The 20,245-nt window shown below is 71.9% G+C and carries 19 protein-coding genes and 1 pseudogene; 11 read left to right on the forward strand and 9 right to left on the reverse strand.

From position 1 onward, the window contains the following. The first annotated feature begins 29 nt into the window (after positions 1–29). Positions 30–362 carry an EthD family reductase gene (locus ACQP04_RS33395; RefSeq protein WP_433504434.1) on the forward strand — a complete coding sequence of 111 codons (333 nt, stop codon included), beginning with the start codon at positions 30–32 and terminating at the stop codon, positions 360–362. A gap of 67 nt (positions 363–429) precedes the next feature. On the opposite strand, the gene ACQP04_RS33400 is transcribed toward ACQP04_RS33395, so the two are convergent. Together ACQP04_RS33400 and ACQP04_RS33405 are read right to left on the reverse strand one after the other, a co-directional pair. Then, positions 430–816: a cold-shock protein gene (locus ACQP04_RS33400; protein WP_197040872.1), complete on the reverse strand. Its 387-nt coding sequence runs from the start codon at positions 814–816 to the stop codon at positions 430–432. Between the two features lie 220 nt (positions 817–1,036). After that, the gene (locus tag ACQP04_RS33405; RefSeq protein ID WP_433504435.1) at positions 1,037–2,695 is read right to left on the reverse strand and encodes an AMP-binding protein; all 1,659 of its coding nucleotides are present in this window, start codon (positions 2,693–2,695) and stop codon (positions 1,037–1,039) included. A gap of 150 nt (positions 2,696–2,845) precedes the next feature. Between ACQP04_RS33405 and serS the strand changes: the two genes are divergently transcribed. Beyond that, a complete protein-coding gene (serS, locus tag ACQP04_RS33410; protein ID WP_433504436.1) occupies positions 2,846–4,114 on the forward strand; it encodes a serine--tRNA ligase in 1,269 nt (422 codons plus the stop codon). 194 nt (positions 4,115–4,308) lie between these two features. Here serS and ACQP04_RS33415 read toward each other — a convergent pair whose 3' ends face one another. After that, positions 4,309–4,908 (reverse strand): helix-turn-helix domain-containing protein, encoded by a 600-nt coding sequence (locus ACQP04_RS33415; protein WP_433504437.1) that lies wholly within the window; start codon positions 4,906–4,908, stop codon positions 4,309–4,311. A 90-nt stretch (positions 4,909–4,998) separates the two neighbouring features. Between ACQP04_RS33415 and ACQP04_RS33420 the strand changes: the two genes are divergently transcribed. The 4 genes from ACQP04_RS33420 (at position 4,999) to ACQP04_RS33435 (ending at position 9,454) form a co-directional block, all read left to right on the forward strand. After that, complete coding sequence (locus ACQP04_RS33420) at positions 4,999–6,042, forward strand: isopenicillin N synthase family dioxygenase (RefSeq protein ID WP_433504438.1); 1,044 nt, start codon at positions 4,999–5,001, stop codon at positions 6,040–6,042. A 275-nt stretch (positions 6,043–6,317) separates the two neighbouring features. Next, the gene (locus tag ACQP04_RS33425) at positions 6,318–8,678 is read left to right on the forward strand and encodes a molybdopterin cofactor-binding domain-containing protein (protein WP_433504439.1); all 2,361 of its coding nucleotides are present in this window, start codon (positions 6,318–6,320) and stop codon (positions 8,676–8,678) included. A 10-nt stretch (positions 8,679–8,688) separates the two neighbouring features. Beyond that, a complete protein-coding gene (locus ACQP04_RS33430; protein ID WP_433504440.1) occupies positions 8,689–9,159 on the forward strand; it encodes a (2Fe-2S)-binding protein in 471 nt (156 codons plus the stop codon). Between the two features lie 7 nt (positions 9,160–9,166). Beyond that, on the forward strand, positions 9,167–9,454 hold the full coding sequence (locus tag ACQP04_RS33435; protein WP_433504441.1) for a hypothetical protein: 288 nt from the start codon (positions 9,167–9,169) through the stop codon (positions 9,452–9,454). Positions 9,455–9,507: 53 nt separating this feature from the next. Here the strand turns inward: ACQP04_RS33435 and ACQP04_RS33440 are convergent, their stop codons facing one another. Beyond that, positions 9,508–10,215 carry a cache domain-containing protein gene (locus tag ACQP04_RS33440; RefSeq protein WP_433504442.1) on the reverse strand — a complete coding sequence of 236 codons (708 nt, stop codon included), beginning with the start codon at positions 10,213–10,215 and terminating at the stop codon, positions 9,508–9,510. Beyond that, positions 10,212–10,949 carry a FadR/GntR family transcriptional regulator gene (locus ACQP04_RS33445; RefSeq protein WP_433504443.1) on the reverse strand — a complete coding sequence of 246 codons (738 nt, stop codon included), beginning with the start codon at positions 10,947–10,949 and terminating at the stop codon, positions 10,212–10,214. Before ACQP04_RS33445 ends, ACQP04_RS33440 begins: the two co-directional genes overlap by 4 nt. 202 nt (positions 10,950–11,151) lie before the next feature. Between ACQP04_RS33445 and ACQP04_RS33450 the strand changes: the two genes are divergently transcribed. From ACQP04_RS33450 to ACQP04_RS33470, 5 genes are read left to right on the forward strand one after another with little or no spacing between them, the layout of a single operon-like run. Further along, positions 11,152–12,528 (forward strand): (Fe-S)-binding protein, encoded by a 1,377-nt coding sequence (locus tag ACQP04_RS33450; RefSeq protein ID WP_433504444.1) that lies wholly within the window; start codon positions 11,152–11,154, stop codon positions 12,526–12,528. Next, a complete protein-coding gene (locus ACQP04_RS33455; RefSeq protein WP_433504445.1) occupies positions 12,525–14,078 on the forward strand; it encodes an FAD-binding oxidoreductase in 1,554 nt (517 codons plus the stop codon). Before ACQP04_RS33450 ends, ACQP04_RS33455 begins: the two co-directional genes overlap by 4 nt. After that, positions 14,075–14,335 (forward strand): hypothetical protein, encoded by a 261-nt coding sequence (locus ACQP04_RS33460; RefSeq protein ID WP_433504446.1) that lies wholly within the window; start codon positions 14,075–14,077, stop codon positions 14,333–14,335. The genes ACQP04_RS33455 and ACQP04_RS33460 overlap by 4 nt, the downstream gene beginning before the upstream one ends. Positions 14,336–14,362: 27 nt before the next feature. Then, positions 14,363–15,409, forward strand: coding sequence for an LLM class flavin-dependent oxidoreductase (locus ACQP04_RS33465; protein ID WP_433504447.1), 1,047 nt, complete (start codon positions 14,363–14,365; stop codon positions 15,407–15,409). A 28-nt stretch (positions 15,410–15,437) separates the two neighbouring features. After that, positions 15,438–16,868 carry an aminobutyraldehyde dehydrogenase gene (locus ACQP04_RS33470; protein WP_433504448.1) on the forward strand — a complete coding sequence of 477 codons (1,431 nt, stop codon included), beginning with the start codon at positions 15,438–15,440 and terminating at the stop codon, positions 16,866–16,868. A 66-nt stretch (positions 16,869–16,934) separates the two neighbouring features. Here the strand turns inward: ACQP04_RS33470 and ACQP04_RS33475 are convergent, their stop codons facing one another. The 4 genes and pseudogenes from ACQP04_RS33475 to ACQP04_RS33490 all read right to left on the reverse strand — a co-directional run bounded on the left by ACQP04_RS33475 (position 16,935) and on the right by ACQP04_RS33490 (position 20,236). Then, entirely contained in the window at positions 16,935–18,158 is a 1,224-nt protein-coding gene (locus ACQP04_RS33475; protein WP_433504449.1) for a S8 family serine peptidase, read from the reverse strand. A gap of 141 nt (positions 18,159–18,299) precedes the next feature. Beyond that, a complete protein-coding gene (locus ACQP04_RS33480; protein ID WP_433508487.1) occupies positions 18,300–18,872 on the reverse strand; it encodes a TOBE domain-containing protein in 573 nt (190 codons plus the stop codon). Between the two features lie 39 nt (positions 18,873–18,911). After that, a pseudogene (locus tag ACQP04_RS33485) lies at positions 18,912–19,343 on the reverse strand (ATP-binding cassette domain-containing protein); the annotation flags it as partial. Positions 19,344–19,393: 50 nt separating this feature from the next. Beyond that, positions 19,394–20,236, reverse strand: coding sequence for an ABC transporter permease (locus tag ACQP04_RS33490; protein WP_433504450.1), 843 nt, complete (start codon positions 20,234–20,236; stop codon positions 19,394–19,396). Between the last annotated feature and the right edge of the window lie 9 nt (positions 20,237–20,245).

Genomic DNA, 20,245 nt, shown 5'->3' on the forward strand with positions numbered 1-20,245 from the left:
TGACGCCGAACGTCTGTTAAGCAGGGGGCATGTACACCCTCTACGCGTTCTGGTCGGCACCGCAGCCACAGGACGAGGTGGCCTTCGAGGACTACTACGCGGCCACCCACGTGCCGCGCGCCTCCGCCGTCCCCCACCTGTCCTCGATCGTCACGACGCGCACCGCGGACGGGTTGGAGGGCGGCGAGCCCGCCACCTACCGGATCGCGATCATGAGCTTCCCGGACCGGGAGGCCTACGAGGAGAGCACGAAGTCCCCGGAGTGGGCCGCGATGCGGCAGTGCGCCGGCGACATCATCGAACGGTTCGGGGTGAGCCTCACCGTGTCGCTCGGCGAGCCCGTGGAGGGCACGCCGGGCTGAGCGCTCCTCACCCGTGTGCGGGAAGTGGTGCCGGAGCACCACTTCCCGCACACGGCGGTCAGCCGGCTCAGCCGTCCAGGTCGCGCGCCACGGCCCGCACCACCTCGGCCGCGAGCTTGCACGTCTTGCGGTCGGGGTAGCGGCCGCGGCGCAGGTCCGGCTGCACCCGCGAGTCCAGCAGCTTGATCATGTCCTCGATGAGGCCGTGCAGCTCCTCGGCCGGGCGGCGCTTGGCCTCGACCACCGAGTGCTGCGACTCGACCAGGCGCACGGACAGCGCCTGCGGGCCGCGCCGGCCCTCCGCCATGCCGAACTCGACCCGCTGCCCGGCCTTGAGCGCGTCGACGCCCGCAGGCAGCGAGGCCTTCCGGACGTAGACGTCCTCGCCCCCGTCCTGGGAGAGGAAACCGAAGCCCTTCTCGGCGTCGTACCACTTGACCCTGCCGGTCGGCACCCTGCTCACCCGTTCCTCGTTCGGTACCGCTCAATCCCGCCGTACGCCCCGCGCACGACGAACGCGCCCCGGGTTCCCTGGTCCGCCGCACACGGGTGGTGGGCTCGCCGAGCGACACCGGGACGCGCTACGTCACAGCCTAGTCGCGCGGACCGTGCCGCGCACCGTCCTTCGCCGCCCCACCCGGTGAGTGGCGACGGTCCGGCCGCCACTCATGAGGTCAGGCGTTGCGGACGGACGCCGCCTCGTGGAGGTCGAGGATGCCGACGGACTTCTCCCGCATCTCGACCTTGCGGACCTTGCCGGTCACGGTCATGGGGAACTCGTCGACCACCAGCACGTAGCGCGGGATCTTGTAGTGCGCGAGCTTGCCCGTGGCGAACTCACGCAGCGACTCGGCGGTGACCTGGGCGCCCTCGCGCACCTGGATCCAGGCGCAGAGCTCCTCGCCGTACTTGACGTCCGGGACCCCGATGACCTGGGCGTCGAGGATGTCCGGGTGGGTGTAGAGGAACTCCTCGATCTCCCGCGGGTAGATGTTCTCCCCACCCCGGATGACCATGTCCTTGATCCGCCCGGTGATGTTCACATACCCCTCGGCGTCCATCACCCCCAGGTCACCGGTGTGCATCCAGCGCGCCGCGTCGATCGCCTCCGCGGTCTTCTCCGGCTCGTTCCAGTACCCCAACATCACCGAGTACCCGCGGGTGCACAACTCCCCCGGCTCGCCACGCGGCACGGTCAGCCCGGTGTCCGGGTCGACGATCTTGACCTCCAGGTGCGGGTGCACCCGGCCCACGGTCGACACCCGCAACTCCAACGAGTCGTCCGCGCGGGTCTGCATCGACACCGGGGAAGTCTCGGTCATCCCGTAACAGATCGTCACCTCGTCCATACCCATCCGCGACACGACCTGCTTCATCACCTCCACCGGACACGGGGACCCGGCCATGATCCCGGTCCGCAACGAGGACAGGTCATAGGAGTCGAAGTCCGGGTGGTTGAGCTCGGCGATGAACATCGTCGGCACCCCATACAAGCTGGTGCAGCGCTCCTGGGCCACCGCGTCCAGGGTCGCCTTCGGGTCGAACCCCTGCGCCGGGATCACCATCGTGCAGCCGTTCGAGGTGCTCGCCAGGTTGCCCATCACCATCCCGAAGCAGTGATAGAACGGCACCGGGATACACACCCGATCCGCCGGGGTGTAGCCGTTGAGCCGGCCCACGAAGAACCCGTTGTTCAAGATGTTGTGATGGCTCAGCGTGGCGCCCTTGGGAAAACCCGTCGTCCCGGACGTGTACTGGATGTTGATCGGGTCATCCGGCGACAGCGCCGCCTGCGCCTCGGCCAGCACGGCCCGGTCCCCGCCGCGCCCGGTCTCCAACAGCCCGTCCCACTCCGCCGACCCGATCAGCACCACCGCGCGGAGCTCCGGGCAGTCCCCGCGCACCTCCTCGATCATCGCCGCGTAGTTCGACGTCTTGAACTCCCGCGCCGCCACCAACAGCGAGATCCCCGCCTGCTTGAGCACGTACTCCAACTCGTGCGTGCGATACGACGGGTTGATGTTGACCAGGATCGCGCCGAGCTTCGCCGTCGCGTACTGCAACAACGTCCACTCCGCCATGTTCGGCGCCCAGATCCCCACCCGGTCACCCTTGACCACACCACCGGCCACCAGACCCAACGCCAGCGCGTCGACGTCCGCCCGCAGCTGGGCGTAGGTCCACCGCCGGCCCGTCGGAACCTCGACCAGGGCCTCCCGCTCCGGGTCCGCCGCGACCGTCCGGTCGAAGTTGTCCCCGATCGTGTCCCCCAGCAACGGGACGTCGGAGATCCCGGAGGCGTACGACGGCAGCGCGGGGGTGGAGGTGGTCACCTGCGTCCTCCTCGGAGGGTCGGGCGGCGCAACGTCGTGCGCCCGGTCACGTGATCGCGACTCATCCTGCCGACGACCCGCCCCCGGGCGCCACCCTCCTGTGGGGGAGGAGCGGGAAAACGCCCCGCGGTCGGGCGATACGCTCGGACGATGCACGACCCCCGCGTCCTGCTCGATCCCGCCACCGACGCGGTGCGCAAGCTCGCGCGCCGCGGCTACTCCCTCGACCTCGAGCGCCTCGAGAAGCTCCTGGGCGGCCGCAACGCGGCCATCCAGAAGGGCGACGAGTCCCGGGCCGAGGCGAACCGGCTGCAGAAGGCGGTCAAGGGCGCGTCCCCGGAGGAGCGGCCCGCCCTCGTCGAGAAGGCGCGGCAGACGAAGGCCGCGATCACCCTCGCGGAGGAGGAGCACCGCGAGCTCGAGGCCCAGCTCACCGAGTACCTCCTCGAGATCCCGAACCTGCCCGCCGACGAGCTGCCCGACGGCGCCAGCGACAAGGACGCCGAGGAGGTCCGGACCTGGGGCGAGATCCCGGCCGTCGAGAACCCCCTCGACCACGTCGACCTCGGCGAGAAGCTCGGGATCCTGGACCTGGCGCGCGCGACCAAGCTGTCGGGCCCGCGGTTCGCCGTGCTCAAGGGCCGCGGCGCCGCGCTGGAGCGTGCGCTCGCCCGCTTCTTCCTCGACCTGCACACCGAGCGCCACGGGTACACCGAGTGGTCGGTGCCGGCGCTGGTCACGCGCCCGACGATGACCGGCACGGGCCAGCTGCCCAAGTTCGAGCAGGACCTGTTCCGCACCGAGGTCGCCGACCGCGAGCTGTTCCTCATCCCGACGGCCGAGGTGCCGCTGACCAACCTGCACGCCCGCGAGACCCTCGCCGCCGAGGAGCTCCCGCTGGCCTACACCGCACAGACGCCGTGCTTCCGCTCGGAGGCCGGGTCGTACGGCAAGGACACCCGCGGGCTGATCCGCGTGCACGAGTTCTCGAAGGTCGAGCTGGTCCGCTTCGTCGACCCGGCCCGGTCGCGCGCGGAGCTGGAGGTCCTGCTCGGGCACGCCGAGGCCGTCGTCCAGGCGCTCGGGCTGGCCTACCGGGTCGTGCGGCTCGCGGCCGGCGACATCGGCTTCTCCGCCGAGTACACCTACGACATCGAGGTGTGGCTGCCCAGCCAGGGCCGGTACCGCGAGATCAGCTCGGTCTCGGACTTCGGCACCTTCCAGGCCCGCCGCGCCGCGATCCGGACCAAGGCGAAGGACGGCGCCCGCGGCTTCGCCGCCACGCTCAACGGCTCGGGCCTCCCGATCGGCCGCACCCTCGTCGCCGTCCTGGAGCAGGGGCAGCAGCCCGACGGCAGCGTTCGCATCCCGCCCGCCCTCGTCCCCTACACCGGCTTCGAGGTCATCGAACCCGCCTGACCCCGGACGTCCCGACTCGCGCGCGGCCACGCCTCGACTCGCGCCCCTCTCCGCGAGTCGGGAGCTCCGGCACCGCGAGTCGGGAGCTCCGGCACCGCGAGTCGGGAGCTCCGGCACCGCGAGTCGGGAGCTCCGGCACCGCGAGTCGCGCTCTGCAGCCCCGCCGGTCGGACGCCGCACACCGGCTGATCGGGTCAGGAGCGGGGTGGGCGGAGAGTGGGACCCTCTGGTGGGTGGGCGATGGTGAGCAGCGCGTGGACGGGGGCGTCGCCGTGCACCCGCCAGCGGTGGCGCGCCGAGGCGGGGTGGGCGACGAGCTCCCGCGGCCCCAGCACCACCGTCCCCGCGGCCTCGACCTCCACCTCGAGCCGTCCGTCGACCACGTAGACGGCCATGTCGCCGGGCAGCGCGAACCACTCCTCGAGGTACTCCCCCGGCGCGACGACGTACTCGATCACCTCGAGCGGGTTCCCCGGCTGCATCACCAGCGCCCGCCCATGCGCCGCGTCCGGCCGGTTGGCGACCGGGATCTCGCGCCCCTCGCCGGCCCGCACCACGGTCATCCCCGTGCCGTCCGGGGCGGGCAGCAGCGCGCCCGGCAACTCCCCGAGCGCCTCGGCAAGCCGGTACGTCGTGATCATCGACGGCGCGCTGACGCCCCGCTCGATCTGCGAGAGGAACGGCTGGCTCACCCCGGCCCGCCGCGCCAGCTCGCGCATGGACAGCCCGGCCTTCTCCCGCAGCGCCCGGATCGTGGCCCCGACCCTGGCGTTGAGCGCCGCCTCGTCCTCCACCCGCTCCTCCTGACCACACTGACAGTTCCTGACAGTCGAACCGCTCCGAATGATAGTCGAGAGCAATCACTTCTCCCGAGGAGCAGCATCATGGCAGTCGCAGAGACCCGCGACGGCGTCCTCGACGTCCCGATGATCGACATCACCCCGTTCCGCGCGGAGGGCACCGAGGAAGACCGTGAGGCGGCGGCCCGCGCCGCGGACCACGCCGCCCGCACGGTCGGGTTCATGCAGGTCGTCGGGCACGGGATCCCGCAGGGGACGCTGGACGCCTTCACCGCCGCCATGGACGCGTTCTTCGCCGAGGACCTCGCGGCCAAGTCCGCCTACCGCTGCCCGCCCGGCGTGAACCGCGGCTACACCCCGCCGAAGTCCGAGTCGCTGGCCAACAGCCTCGGCCTCGTCTCCGCCGCCGACCTCTTCGAGGCGTTCAACGTCGGCACCCAGGCGAGCGACTTCCCCGGCCTGGACCTGTCCGAGGCGGACTACGGGACCAACGTCTGGCCGGCCACCCCCGGCTTCCGCCCTGCCGTCGAGGCCTGGTTCGCCGCCGCGGGCCAGGTCGCCCGGACGATGACGCGCGTGTTCGGCCGCGCCCTCGGGCTCGGCGAGGACCACCTGGCCCGCTTCACCGGCCACTCGGTGGACGTCCTACGGATGATCAACTACCGGCTGCCGTCGACCGACGCCGAGCTCGAGCCCGAGCAGGTCGGCATGGGCGCGCACACGGACTACGGCATCGTCACCGTGCTGTGGGCCGACGCGGTGCCCGGCCTGGAGATCCTCGACGGCCAGGGCCGCTGGCACCCCGTCCAACCGGCGCCCGGCGCCCTGCTGGTCAACCTCGGTGACGCGCTCGCCCGCTGGACCAACGACCGCTGGATCTCGACCCTGCACCGCGTGGCCGCCCCGCGCGTCGACGGGGTCCTGGTCCCGCGCCGCTCCGCCGCCTTCTTCCACGACGGCGACGTCGACGCCGTGATCGCACCGCTGCCCACGTGCGTCGACGCCGAGCACCCCGCGCTGTACGGGCCGGTGACGGTGGGCGAGCACCTCCGGGCCAAGCTCGCGGGCTCCCGCGGCGGCGCGCTCACCGAGGGCGCGGACCGCGAGGCCGCCCGCCTGTCCCGCTGACCGCGACACGTGCCACCCGACCGGGTGAAATCGGCTGCGCGCAACAATCCCGCAGATTCGGGACGTTGACGGTCGAGACGCCGCTCCTTCGGGTAAGGCTGCCCTGCCTGTCGATGCGCTGACCTGCATCGAGACCGGGAGGATCTGACCCGATCACCGACAGATGGCTGACGTCGCGCGACGTCACTGTCGCATCCGGGGGTCGTTGGCGCCGCAAGTACGGACGCACGCTCCCCACGTCGTCCTGCTCCGTCCCCGAGGAAGAGGACCCCCGGATGGCCAATCACCGTTTCGCTCCCCCACCCACGAGAACACCGAAGGAACTCGGCACCGGCCGTCGCGCGCCGGTCGGTCGCCGCAAGTTCCTCGGCTACCTGATCGCCGCGCCCACGCTCGTGGTCGCGGCCGAGTTCACCCGCCAGCAGGTGTTCGACGGCCCGTCGACCGCCTGGGCCGCGGCGACGCCGTCGGGCCCGCAGACCCCCGAGGTCTACGACCTGCTCGACGCCCTGCGCGACTCCATGCGCCCTACCGCGAACCTGATCCGGATCGAGGTGAACCGCGACGGCACCGTGTCGTTCGCGCTGCCCCGCTCGGACAACGGCCAGGGCATCATCACCTCGACGCAGATGATCATCGCCGAGGAGATGGGTCTCGAGGTCGACCAGGTGAAGGTCACGCTGGCCGACGCCCGCCCGGAGCTGCTGTTCAACCAGCTCACCGGTGGCTCGAGCACCACCTTCACGACCTACACGCCGATCCGCGTGGCGGCGGCGCTGGCCCAGATGCGGCTGCTCGACGCCGCATCGCAGCTCCTGCAGCAGGACGTGCGCACGTTGACCAGCCGCGGTGGGCTGATCACCGATGCGACCGGCGGCTCGGTGCCCTTCTCCGCGCTGACCGAGAGGGCCGCGAGCGCGGTCGACCGGCAGGTCGAGGTCGCGCTGAAGCCGCGCGAGGACTTCACGATCATCGGGAAGCCCCGGAACAAGACCGACGCGCGCGACATCGTCACCGGCCGCAAGTGCTTCGCCACCGACCTGCAGATCCCCGACGCGCTGCCCACCGTCATCTGCCGCGCGCCCGACCTCAACGGCACGCCGGACGACGTCGAGAACATCGACGAGGTCCGGAACATGCCGGGGATCACGGACGTCGAGGTCGTGAGCACCGGTGTCGCGGTGCGGGCGAAGACCTTCGGGCAGGCCATCGACGGCGTCCGGGCCCTGCGCGTGCAGTGGAACGACGGCACCGTCCACGGCGAGGACGACGAGTCGGTCCTCGCCACGGTCCGCGCGGCCGAGCTGCCCCTGGCCGTCCCGGCCGGCGTCGGCGAGACGATCGACTGCGCGTTCACCTTCTACTTCGCCTCCAGCAGCTCGCTGGAGACCAACTCGGCGATCGCCGACGTCCGGGACGACCGCGCCGAGATCTGGGGCGCGATGAAGAACCCGATCGCGGCGCAGGCGGACGTCGCCAAGGCCGTCGGGCTGCCGCAGAGTGCGGTGACCGTGCACGTGACCGAGGGCGGCGGCTCCTTCGGCCGCAAGCTGTTCTACGACGCCGCAGTCGAGGCGGCGGAGTGCTCGAAGGCCTTCGGCAAGCCGGTGAAGCTGATGTGGACCCGTGCCGACGACTCGCGCCAGGGCCGCGTGCACCCGCTGTCCACCAGCCGGATCCGCGCACAGATCAGCGGCGACACCGTGCTGTCCTACGAGCAGCGGCACACCAGCGTGGCCACGCAGGTCAACCCGGGTCTCGGCGAGGCGGTCACGGCCGCGGCGGTGAAGGCCCCGCTGGGAAACCTGACGCTCTCGGAGAGCATCTTCGAGCTCACCCAGGTCACGCCCTACGACTTCGGGGTGTCGACCCGGCTGCTCAACGAGGTCGACATGCGCTTCAACACGACCTCGATGCGCAACATCTACTCGCCCAACGTCGCCACGGCCCGCGAGCTGATGGTCGACCGGATCGCGGCGAGGATGGGTAAGGACCCGTACGAGTTCCGCCGGGCCTTCCTCAAGAACGACCGGATGCGCGGCGTGCTCGACGCCGTGGCCGAGGAAGGCCGCTGGGGCCGGTCGATGAAGGCCGGCACCGCCCAGGGCATGGGCTTCCACACCGAGTACAAGGGCGTCTCCGCGGCCCTCGTCGAGATCGACACCCGGCCCGCGACCGTGAACCGGAAGATCCGCGAGGCCGTGACCGGCCCCCGCGTCACCCGGGTGACCTTCGCCGTCGACATCGGCCTCGTGATCAACCCCCGCGGCCTCGAGGCGCAGATCATGGGCGGGATCAACGACGCCATCGCCCTGATCCTGACCTCCAGCCTGCACCTGACCGACGGGCACTTCGTCGAGGCCAGCTGGGACAACTACTTCTACACCCGGCAGTGGAACACCCCGCCCGAGATCAACATCATCATCGTCGACTCCGACGCCGACGAGCCGGGTGGGGCCGGGGAGTTCGGCCTGGCGGCTACGTGCGGCGCGATCGCGACGGCCTACGCCCGGGCGACCGGGAAGGTGCCCGAGTACTTCCCGATCAACCACAAGGACCCGTTCCCCTTCGAGCCCAAGCCGCTCGTGCCCCCGATCCCCGAGTCGCCGACCGACGGCCTCCGCTACACCTACTGAGGAGACCCTCATGCCCACGCACACGTTCACGCTCAACGGCGAGAAGGTCACCGTGGACGTCGAGGACGACGTCCGCCTGCTCTGGGTGATCCGCGACATGCTCGGCATCACCGGCCCCAAGTACGGCTGCGGGATCAACGTCTGCAAGGCCTGCACCTGCCACATCAACGGCAAGGCCTTCAACCCCTGCTCCGTGCAGGTCGCCGACATCAAGGACTCCGACGAGATCACCACCATCGAAGGCCTCGCCAACGGCGACGAGCTGCACCCGATGCAGCAGGCCTGGCTCGAGGCCGACGTCCCGCAGTGCGGCTACTGCCAGCCCGGCCAGATCATGGCCGCCGTCGCCAAGGTCCGCCAATGCCAGCGCGAGGGCCGCGACGTCGACGACGAGGCCATCGAGGAGATCCGCAACATCTGCCGCTGCGGCACCTACAACCGCATCCGCGAGGCCATCAAGGCCGGCGCGGACAACATGTGAGGCCGGAATGAAGAAACGCATCCTCTGCACCCTCGCCCTCGGCGGCGCCCTGCTGCCCATCGGCACCGCCGGCACCGCCGGCACCGCCCTCGCGGCCGAGGCCCCCACCGGGGACCTCGCCCAGGGCGCCAGCGCCACCCAGGCCACCGCCCAGACCGCCACCACCTCGTTCCTCGACGCCGCGAACGGCAACGGCCCCACCGGCGCCGACGGCCTCGAGACCGAGTTCCCCGACCCCAGCTTCAACTACCTCGACGGCCCCGCCGGCGGCCTGCTCAACGGCCCCTTCGACTGACCCCGGTGAACGGCGCTCTCGCACACACCTACTGAGCGAGAGCGCCGCTCGTGTCAGTGGGGGACGGCGACGCGCCAGTGCGGCTCGGGAAGGGCGTGGACGTCCGCCGCTCCGGAGAGATCGGCGCGCGAGCCCGCGAGCCACCGCGCCGAGGTGGAGAAGACCACCCGGTCCTCCGGGTTCACCACCACCACGTCCGCGGCCAGGTCCCCCAGCTCGCGCAGCACGAGGGTCTCGAACCGCGCGACCGGCACGTCCGCGCCCGCGACCCCGACGAACTCCCCGTCCGCGATCACCGGCAGGGTCAGGGTGAGCAGGTAGCGATCCGTGCCGTGCACGTCCACGTAGGGCCCGACGACGTGTCGCCGGCCGGTGCGCCGCGGCACCGTGAACCACTCGGCGGAGGCGTAGTCGTAGAAGCCCACGCTGGCCGGGTTGAGGTCCACCTCCAGCATCACCGGCTCGGCCGGACGCCCCGCCGCCTCGTCGGCCTGCCACCACTCCATCCGCAGGGGCCGGTCGGCGAGCAGCCCCGGCGCCACGATCACGCCCATCCCGACGGCGACCTCCCGCTCCCGGGCGAGCAGGGCCAGCAGGGGCCCCCGGAGCGCGGTGACGTCCCGGTCGCACATCCGCGCGCCGCGGGCGCCGGCGGCGCGGTACCCCGCCAACAGGCCGTCGTGCACCTCGGCGACCGAGCGGAAGACCCGCTCGACCACCGATCCGATGACGAGTGCGGCCTGGTCCGCGGGGGCGCTCACGAACCGGCCGCCTCGGGGTAGGCGTCGGTGTGGTCGGCCCGCCGGTGGCCGCGCCGGGTGAGCCGCACGTGCGCGTCCACCAGCTGCGCCGTGACCGCGGCGACGTGCTCCTCGACCAGCCGGCGTGCCGTCGCGGGGTCGCGGGCCGCGATCGCGTCGACGACCCGGTGGTGGTCCGCGATCGTGGCCGCGAGCTCGGCCTCCGTCCGCTCCGTGCCCCAGAGCAGCTGGCCGAGCTCGAACTGCAGCTCGATCTCCTCCCGGGTGAGCCGGACGGACTGCGCGGCCGCGGCGATGTCGATGAACCAGCGCCCCTCGATCCGGCGCTGCTCGGTACCGCCGGGCGCCGCCGCGAGCCGCCCCAGGGTCTCCCGGAGCCGCTCGATCTCGGAGTCCGCGGCCCGCTCCGCCGCCAGCCGGGCGGCGGTCCCGCTGACGGCGGCCCGCACGTCCCCCAGCTCGCGCAGGTCCGTGCTGCCCAGCTCGCGCAGCCGCCCGCGGCTCAGCTCGGTGAGCGCCTCCTCGGACGCCACGACGAAGCTGCCCCCACCCCTGCCGCGCCGGGTCGCGACGAGCCCGCGCGCCCGCAGGTCCGACAGCGCGTCCCGCAGGGTGACCGTGGAGACGTTGAGCGACGCGGCCAGCTGGAGCTCCGACGGGAGCTGCTCGCCGTCGACGATGATCCCGAGCCCGATCGCGCTGCCCAGCCGGCGCACGACGGCCTCGCTGCGCATGGCCCCGTCGTCCAGGGGAGCGAAGACAGCACGTCGCGCGTCGCCCGCGGGGAGCCGCACGCGCACCTCCACAAGATCAGATCCAGCGGTAACACGGGTGCCACGAGTGTGTCACGCGGCCCGGACAGCCTAGGCGAGAACTTTGAGATGTGATTTCATAGCTTTTCTCCCGACGTGACCGCCACCACACACGGAGGACCGCGTGACGCAGACCGAACCCGAGCGCACCGTGCGGCCCGACGCACTGCAGAGACCCTTCACCCCCGGCGACCCGGGAAACGACCCCGAGCTCGAGACCTATCCGGAGACCGTCCACGGCCCGGTCCCGCTGGAGCTGACCGACCGGCGCACCGCCGAGTTCGTCGACGAATGGCGCAACGCCTCGTACAACTGCTACTCCTCCGGCCACAAGTTCTGCCGCGAGGTCTGCCCGGTCATGCAGGTGACCCGCAACGAGTCGTGGACCCCGACCGCCTTCCACGCCAACGTCGTGGCGATGGAGAAGGGCGAGCTCGAGGTCGCCGACATCGCCGCGGACTACGTCAACTGCACCCAGTGCGGGGCGTGCGAGCTGCGCTGCCCCAACACCCTGTTCACCGGCGACTTCTACCGGTTCCGGACCCGCACCGTGGACGTCGTCAAGGCGGTCCGGGCGCTCGCCGTCGAGTCCGGGGTGCACCAGCCGAACTGGCGGACGTGGAACGCACGGACGGACGACAAGACGCACGAGCCGGTCCTCGGCGAGACCGAGATCAGCCAGGAGAACGTCCGCAACTGGGCCGAGGGGCTGGACATCCCCATCGGCGGCGAGACCATTCTCTTCGTCGACTGCGAGGCCGCCTTCTACCGCACCGCCGTACCCCGCGCCGTCGCGCAGATCCTGCAGCTGGCCGGCTACGAGTTCGGGCTGATGGGCGAGCAGTGGTGCTGCGGCGGGCCCGCCGCCGAGATGGGCTACGTCGACCAGGCCAGGCGCTTCGCCCGGCACAACCTCGACAACTGGCGCGCGACCGGCACGAAGCGGGTCCTGGTGCTCGATCCCCACGACTACATCAGCTTCACCGAGGACTACCCGAAGTACTTCGGTCCGGAGTTCGACATCGAGGTCGTGCTGGTGGTCGAGGTCCTCGCGGACCTCCTCGCCCAGGGGAAGCTGACCCCGACCGTCCCGGTGAACCGGACGATCACCTACCACGACCCCTGCCGGCTCAACAAGCGCAAGGGGATCTGGGAGGAGCCCCGCCAGGTCCTCCGGAGCATCCCCGGCCTGACCTTCCACGACGTCGACCGGGTCACCCAGTGGTCCTACTGCTCCGGCGGGGGCGGGGGCCTGCCGGTGGAGAAGCCCGAGCTCACCGCCGCGATCTCCGACAGGCGTCTCGGGCACGCCGCGGAGCTGGGCGTGGACACCCTGGTCAGCGCCTGCCCGTGGTCCGAGCGGCCGCTCTCCGAGGCGGGCGACAAGCGGGACGTCGACGTGGTCGACATCCACGAGATCGTCGCGGCGTCGCTGGGGATCGAGGTCGGCGGCAGCCGAGGGGCCGTGGGAGACAGACGATGTGGGGGTTGCGCGAAGTGACCACCCTGGAGCGCCCACCGGCCGATCTGATCGACCGCGTGGTCGAGCGCCTCGCCGGAGTGCTGCGGCCCGACCAGATCCTCACCGCCAAGACGGACCGCTACAACCGCGCCCGCGTCCCCGCGCCGTTCCCGGTGCACCTTTGGCGCGAGCGGGTGCCGGACCTCGCGGTGCTTCCGGAGTCCACGGAGGAGGTCGCGGCGGTCGTCGCGATCGCGAACGAGCTGAAGTGCCCGGTCGTCCCGCGGGACGGCGGCACCGGGCTCACCGACGGCGCGGTGCCGCTGCGCGGCGGGATGGTCGTGGACGTCAAGCGGATGAACCAGATCCACGAGCTGGACCTGGAGAACCGCACGGTCACCGTCGGCACGGGCATCAACATGCTCAAGCTCAACGAGGTGCTCGGCAAGCACGGGTTGATCTATCCCGACGACCCGGCGTCGTACCCGTGCTCGCTGGTCGGCGGCCGGATCGGGACGTCCGGCTGGTCGCTGATCGGGGCGCGCTACGGGCACACCCGCGACCTCGTGCTCAGCTTCGACCTCGTGCTGCCGACGGGCGAGATCCTGCACGTCGGGGACGGGATCGGGCGCAAGATCTCGAAGTCCTCGTCCGGCTACCAGCTCAAGCACCTGTTCATGGGGCACCAGGGCACGCTCGGCATCGCCACGAAGGCCACGCTGAAGCTCTACCCGAAGCCCGAGGCCGAGCTGTCCCCGTTCTGGGCGTTCGACGACTACGACGCCGCCTACCGCTTCACCGGCGCGCTGGCCCGCGCGGGCGTGGCGACCTTCGCCGGCGCCGTGCTGTTCGACGAGTGGAAGGTCGCCTACCTCCGCCGGGACGACGAGGCCTACATCCCCCAGCCCGCGGACGTCCGCGCCCTGACCTGCGCGGTCCTCTACGGCTGGGAGGACGAGGTCCGGGTCGGCGGGAAGCGGCTGTTCCGCATCGCGAAGGAGCACGGTGCGCGCTACCTCGGGGACGAGATCTCCGAGGGCGACTGGGCCGCCCGGCACGACCGCTACGCCACCCCGCTGCACGGGCGCACCAAGTCCGGGCAGGTCGTGCCGATGTCCTGGCACTGCGAGGACGCGGCGGTCAACTACACGAACGTCCCGGCCGTCACGAAGGCCTGGCACGAGATCGTCGCCGACCTGCGCCGGAGGACGGACGTGTTCGACGACTGGGGCATGTTCGCCTACACCTCCGCGGACACCGGGGTGGACTACCTGACCGAGATCGACGTCGGGATCTGGGAGCAGCGCCTGGACGACGACGCGTGGGCGATGTGGGTCGGGGCCAAGCGGGACATCGCCGCGGCGGCCCTGGCGCACGGCGGGTCGATCAGCGCCTGCCACGGCTCGTGCCGGGAGGGCGAGGTCGACCTCGTGCCGCGCGAGCTGGGGCGCGGGTTCGACGTGATGCTCGGCGTCAAACGGATGCTCGACCCGAACAACATCATGAACCCGGGCAAGTACCTGCTGGACCTCGCCTACCGGGGCGGCGACCTCGCCGCCCAGCTGGCCGAGCTGCGAGGTGAGGCATGAGCTACCGCTACTCCGACGAGCACGCCCCGCCCGCCCCGCAGCGGGCCTCCGAGGTCGCGGTCACCACCCACGAGCACGTCTTCGAGGTGGACCCGCGGCTGATGGAGCGCTGGGTCCTGCAGCAGGCGTTCCCGAACTGGGACACGTTGCGGATCATGCACGCCCGCCACGACCACCTCGACTGGATGCACGCGCACTTCGCGCAGAAGACGATCACCGGCTCGGACCTGATCGCCGAGATCGAGAACGAAGCCTGAACCCCACCACTCACCGGGAGACCCTCGATGAAGTTCAGCTACGTCATGCTTCCCGACTACCCCCTCGCCGAATCGCTCAAGTCCATCCAGCTGGCGGACGAGCTCGGCTTCCACGCCGTCTACGCCGCGGACGAGACCTGGCACAAGGACCTCTGGCTGTTGTTCGCGGCGGCGGCGGACAAGACGTCCCGGATCAAGATGGGCCCGAGCGTGTCCGGGGTCGTGCTGCGCGAGCCGTCGCTGATCGCGCAGGCCACGGCCACGCTCGACGAGCTGACCGGCGGCCGCGCCGAGGTGGTGCTGTCGTCCGGCAACTTCGGCCTGCTCGCGCAGTACGGGATGGACTGGAGCACGCAGAAGCCGCTGTCCCGGGTGAAGGAGGGCGTGGGGGTCATCCGGACCCTGCTCGACGAGGGCGCGATCACCCACGACGGCGAGTTCTTCACGTACAAGGGCCTGTTCACCTTCGCCCGGCCGGTCGCCGAGCGGGTGCCGGTGAAGATGGGCGCGATGGCCGGACCGAGGTCCTTCCAGGTCGCCGGCGAGATCTCGGACGGCTGTCACCTGGCGCTGGGCTACACGCGCGAGGCCTACCGGTACATGTACGACAACATGAAGATCGGCGCCGAGCGCGCCGGCAGATGCGTCGACGACCTCGACATCGGCGCCTGGTGCGTGGTCACCGTCGGGGAGGACTCGGCCAAGGCCAAGGAGGCCGCCAAGTCGGTGGTCGGGCTGTACGCGTCGTCGATGCCGGACTCCCTGCTGGAGCGCAACGGCGTCTCGCCGTCGGAGATGAAGCCGATCCTGGACAAGTTCGTGGCGGGCGACCTGGCCGGGTCCATCGACGCGACCCCGGACGACCTGGCGGACAAGCTGTCCGTCGCCGGCACCCCCGAGGAGTGCATCGACAAGATCCGCGAGATGCAGGAGGGCGGCGCCAACCACATGATCTGCGCGATCACGGACGCGCACCTCGTCCGGACGTTCATGGGCCGCGAGATCACCGGGGTCCCGACGGTCGACGAGCAGCTCAGGCTGATCGCCGAGAAGATCATGCCCGCCTTCGCCTGACGGGCGCCGCGTCGGAGGAGCACGCACCATGCAGACCTTCCACAACATCGTCGACGGCAAGCCGGTCCCCGCCTCGGACGGGCGCACGACCGAGATCGTCGACCCGTCGACCGGCGAGGTCTACGCGACCGCGCCGCTGTCCGGAGAGGCCGACGTCGACGCCGCCTACGCGAGCGCGAAGCGCGCGTACGACGAGCACTGGGCCGGCACCACGCCCTCGGAGCGGCAGGCGGCGCTGCTGAGGATCGCCGACGCCGTCGAGGCGCACGCCGACGAGCTCGTCGAGCTGGAGCACCGGGACACCGGCAAGCCGAAGGCCCTGACACACTCCGAGGAGATCGCGGTCATGGTCGACCAGTTCCGGTTCTTCGCCGGGGCGGCCCGCACCCTCGAGGGCCGGGCGTCGGCGGAGTACATGGCCGGGCACACGTCGTCGGTCCGCCGCGAGCCGCTGGGCGTGGTCGGGGCGATCACGCCGTGGAACTACCCGATGATGATGGCCACCTGGAAGATCGGGCCCGCGCTCGCGGGCGGGAACACCATGGTGCTCAAGCCCTCGGACACGACCCCGGCGTCGACGACGCGGATGGCCGAGCTGTTCGCCGAGTTCCTGCCGCCGGGCGTGCTCAACGTCGTGTGCGGCGACCGCAGCACCGGTGCGCTGGTCTCCGCGCACCCCACCCCCGCGCTGGTCGCGATCACCGGGTCCACGCGGGCGGGCAAGGCGGTCGCCGCGGCGGCGGCCCCGAACGTCACCAGGGTGCACCTGGAGCTGGGCGGCAACGCCCCCGTCGTCGTGTTCGCCGACTCGGACGTGGCCGCCTCTGCCGAGGACATCGCCGTCGCCGGGTTCTTCAACGCCGGCCAGGACTGCACCGCCGCCACCCGGGTGCTTGCCCACGAGTCGATCGCGGGCGACCTGGCCGAGGCGCTCGCCGAGGTCGCCCGCGGGGTGCGGTTCTCGTCCGACGAAGACGAGTCCGAGGATCTGTTCATCCCGCCGCTCAACAACGCCGCACAGTTCGAGAAGGTCTCGGGCCTGCTCTCGCGGGTACCCGATCACGCGTCCGTGCTCGCCGGCGGCTCCCCGGCCGGCGGGCCCGGATTCTTCTTCCCGGCCACCGTGGTCAACGGCCTGCGGCAGGACGACGAGCTGGTCCGCGAGGAGATCTTCGGGCCGGTGATCACGGTGCAGACCTTCACCGACGAGGCGGAGGCGCTGCACCTGGCCAACGACACGGACTACGGCCTGTCCTCCAGCGTCTGGACCACCGACCACTCGCGGGCGCAGCGGATGAGCCGGGGCCTGGACTTCGGCTGCGTGTGGCTGAACTGCCACATCCCGCTGGTCGCGGAGATGCCGCACGGCGGGTTCAAGCAGTCCGGCTACGGCAAGGACCTCTCGGGCTACTCCGTGGAGGACTACACCCGGGTCAAGCACGTGATGTCGCGGTACTGAATCGCACCACGGAACCATCACGACGATGTCGAGGGCGAGTCTCGTCGTTGTGGTTCCATACTGCGGTCAGAGGCCGGCGGTGTTGAGGAGCCGGTTGGGGGTGCCGCCCTCGTCGCCACCGGCGATCTTCCCCGGGACCGCGTTGTCGACGATCCACTTCTTGATCGTGGCGCTGGGGGCGTCGCCGTAGGTCTGCTTGTACAGCGCGGCGACGCCGGCGGCGAAGGGCGCGGCCATCGAGGTGCCGGTGTAGGAGGCGGTCCGGCCGCCGGGTGTGGTCGCGACGATGCTGGTCCCCGGCGCGTAGACGCTCACGCACGGCCCCGTGCTCGACGAGCTGTTGCGGCGGTCGTCGATCGTCGAGTTGGCCACCACCAGCACCCCGGAGGCCGCCCGCGGGGCGACGCCGCAGTCGTTGGCGCCGCTGTTGCCGGCCGAGGAGGCGACGAACACGCCGTCGTCGATCAGGTTCGTGACCGCGGAGAGCAGCGCGTCCGAGGGCCCGTAGCTCCAGGACATCACCGCCACCGCGGGGCCGCCCCGGTGGTTCTGCAGCACCCAGTCGATGCCCGAGAGCAGCGAGGAGAGGGTGCCGGAGCCGTTGCAGTCGAGCACCTTGACCGCGCGGACCTGCGCGGCCTTGGCCACGCCGTGGTCGCGTGAGGCGGCGATCCCGCCGACGACCGTGCCGTGGCCGTCGCAGTCGGTGTCGTTGCCGTCGATCGTGTTGGTGCCCCAGGCCGCCCGGCCGCCGAACTCGGGGTGCGTGACGTCGACGCCGGTGTCCACCACGTAGACCGTGACGCCCTGGCCGGTGGCGCGCGTGGTGTAGCGGCCGTCGAGCGGCAGGTCGCGCTGGTCGATGCGGTCGAGGCCCCAGTTCGGCGGGTCCTCCTGCGTGGCCTCGGTGAGCCCGGGCAGCCGCGCCGCGCGGGGTCCCAGCGGGTCGAACCGCCGGTCCTCCTCGACGCCGAGGATCCCCGGCAGCCCCTTCAGGTGGGCGAGCTGCTCGGCGGTCAGCCGGGCGGCGAAGCCGGTCAGCGCGCGGGTGAAGACGGTGGTCGGCGCGACCCCGATCTCGGAGGCGGCGTCGGTCGCCCGCTGCGCGTCCTGTGCGAGGACGACGTAGTTGCCGGGCAGGCCCGTCGATGCCGGCGTGCCGACGGACAGGTCGGCGGAGAGCGCGGTCCCCGCGGCGTCGGCCGGACTCGCCAGCGCGGCGGAGCCGGTCACCGGGAGGAGCCCGACGGCGATCGCGACGCAGGCGATCCGCAGCAACTGACGTGTCACGGAAAGCGACGGTAGGCCCCCATCGCCCTGCGACATAGGTACACGATAGTGGCTCGGGTGACTCCTGTGACCCGAGAGGTGACCGTGGGTTGCGAGACCTGCCGCGGTGTGATCGCCCGGACCGGGCGATCGCGCCGTCCGCTAGCCCGCCGGGTGGATCTCCACCTCGGTGGCCTTGACCGCGAACCAGAGCGCGCTGCCGGGCTCGGCGGCGAGATCGGCGACCGCGGCGGGAGTGACGTCCGCGGCGAGGCCGTCGAGCCACTCCGGGCCACCCTCCCGCGGCGCCGCCCGCAGCCGGACGACGTCGCCGCGCGGCTCGATCGAGGCCAGCCGGACCGGCAGGACGTTGCGGGGGCTGCCGTGCGGCTCCTCGGCGAAGACCGCGACCGCCGACGGCGGGAACACCGCGACCGCCGGCTCCCCGGTGCCGGCCGGCCCGCCCGTCTCCCGGCCCGCGATCACCGTGCCGTCGCCCGTGCGCAGCATCCCCGCCTCCCGGACCCCGGGGATCAGGTCGAGGCCCGCGATGCGGGCGGTGAAGGCGCTGCGGGGCCGCCCGAGCACCTCGCGCGTGGGCCCCTGCTCCACGACCCGCCCGCGCCCCAGCACGACCACCCGGTCGGCGAGCACCAGCGCGTCGAGCGCGGAGTGCGTGACCAGCACCGCGGTCTGCTTCCCGTCCCGGATCACCCGGCGCAGCAGCGAGCGCATGGCGGGGGCGGCGTCGACGTCGAGGGCGGCGAGCGGCTCGTCGAGCAGCAGCAGGCCGGGTTCCGGCGCGATCGCGCGGGCCAGCGCGACCCGCTGCTGCTGGCCGCCGGAGAGGTGGGCGGGCTTGCGCCCGGGAAGGCCCGGGACGTCGGGCAGGACGTCGGCGAGCAGGGCCCGCGCCCGCGCCTCGGCCTCCCGCTTCGGCACGCCCTGGGCCCGCGGCCCGAAGGCGACGTTCGCCTCGGCGGTCATGTGCGGGAAGAGCAGCGCCTGCTGCGCGAGGAGCCCGACGCCGCGGCGGTGCGCCGGCACGAACACGCCCGCCCCCACGTCCGTGACGGTCTGGTCCCCCACCCGCACGTGCCCGGCGTCGGGCCGCAGCAGCCCGGACAGGATCCCGAGCAGGGTCGACTTGCCGGCGCCGTTGGGTCCGAGCACGGCCACCACCTCGCCGGGCGCGGCGGACAGGGCCACGTCCAGCGTGAAGGACTCCCGGTCGAGCCGGACGTCGACGTCGAGACTCATGTGAGCCCCTCCGACCCGCGCGGCCGCCCCACGACGATCACGACGACGGCCACGACGACCAGCAGCAGCGACAGCGCGACGGCCCCGTCGACGTCCGTCTCCCGCTCCAGGTAGACGAGCAGCGGCAGCGTCCGGGTGGTGCCCTGCAGGCTGCCGGCGAAGGCGATGGTGGCGCCGAACTCCCCCATGCACCGGGCGAAGGCCAGCACCGCTCCGGACGCCAGACCGGGCAGGACCAGCGGGATCGTGACCCGCCGGAAGGCCAGCGACGGCGAGGCCCCGAGGGTGGCCGCGACCGCCTCGTACCGCCGGCCCGCGGTGCGCAGCGCCCCCTCCAGCGAGACGACGAGGAAGGGCAGCGCCACGAACGTCTGCGCGAGCACCACCGCGGCGGTGGTGAACGGGACCGTGATCCCGAAGGCCAGCTCCAGCCCACGGCCGACGAGGCCCGTGCGGCCGAGCAGGAACAGCAGCGCCAGACCCCCGACGACCGGGGGCAGCACCAGCGGGAGCAGCACGACCGAGCGCAGCGTCCGCAGCCCCGGCAGTCGCCCGCGCGCGAGCACCACGGCGAGTGGGCCGCCCAGCAGGATGCACAGCAGCGTGGAGATCGCGGCCGTCTCGAGGGAGAGGCGGAGGGCGTCGAGCGCGGCGTCGCTGAGCAGCAGCTCGGGCATCCGCGTCCAGTCGGCCTTCCACAGCAGGCCCACGACCGGCAGCGCGATCAGCAGGAACGCGAGGCCCGCGGGGATCCACACGAACCACGGGAGCCCGACCGACTGTTCGTGCCGGTCGGGCTTCCGCGGGGCCCGCGCCCGCGTGGCGGGGGGAGCCGTCATGTGCTCACG

The organism is Pseudonocardia halophobica, from assembly GCF_050948485.1.
Classification (GTDB): Bacteria; Actinomycetota; Actinomycetes; order Mycobacteriales; family Pseudonocardiaceae; genus Pseudonocardia; species Pseudonocardia halophobica.

What these genes read in the sequence shown, in the direction of transcription:
- ACQP04_RS33480 (WP_433508487.1), bottom strand. Translation starts at nt 18,872, where the DNA reads ATGCGCTCGCTGCTGCGCCGGGTGATCCGGGACGGGAAGCAGACCGCG.
- ACQP04_RS33425 (WP_433504439.1), top strand. Translation starts at nt 6,318, where the DNA reads ATGGCCAATCACCGTTTCGCTCCCCCACCCACGAGAACACCGAAGGAA.
- ACQP04_RS33420 (WP_433504438.1), top strand. Translation starts at nt 4,999, where the DNA reads ATGGCAGTCGCAGAGACCCGCGACGGCGTCCTCGACGTCCCGATGATC.
- ACQP04_RS33435 (WP_433504441.1), top strand. Translation starts at nt 9,167, where the DNA reads ATGAAGAAACGCATCCTCTGCACCCTCGCCCTCGGCGGCGCCCTGCTG.
- ACQP04_RS33470 (WP_433504448.1), top strand. Translation starts at nt 15,438, where the DNA reads ATGCAGACCTTCCACAACATCGTCGACGGCAAGCCGGTCCCCGCCTCG.
- ACQP04_RS33465 (WP_433504447.1), top strand. Translation starts at nt 14,363, where the DNA reads ATGAAGTTCAGCTACGTCATGCTTCCCGACTACCCCCTCGCCGAATCG.
- ACQP04_RS33430 (WP_433504440.1), top strand. Translation starts at nt 8,689, where the DNA reads ATGCCCACGCACACGTTCACGCTCAACGGCGAGAAGGTCACCGTGGAC.
- ACQP04_RS33460 (WP_433504446.1), top strand. Translation starts at nt 14,075, where the DNA reads ATGAGCTACCGCTACTCCGACGAGCACGCCCCGCCCGCCCCGCAGCGG.
- serS (WP_433504436.1), top strand. Translation starts at nt 2,846, where the DNA reads ATGCACGACCCCCGCGTCCTGCTCGATCCCGCCACCGACGCGGTGCGC.
- ACQP04_RS33395 (WP_433504434.1), top strand. Translation starts at nt 30, where the DNA reads ATGTACACCCTCTACGCGTTCTGGTCGGCACCGCAGCCACAGGACGAG.
- ACQP04_RS33490 (WP_433504450.1), bottom strand. Translation starts at nt 20,236, where the DNA reads ATGACGGCTCCCCCCGCCACGCGGGCGCGGGCCCCGCGGAAGCCCGAC.
- ACQP04_RS33445 (WP_433504443.1), bottom strand. Translation starts at nt 10,949, where the DNA reads ATGCGCAGCGAGGCCGTCGTGCGCCGGCTGGGCAGCGCGATCGGGCTC.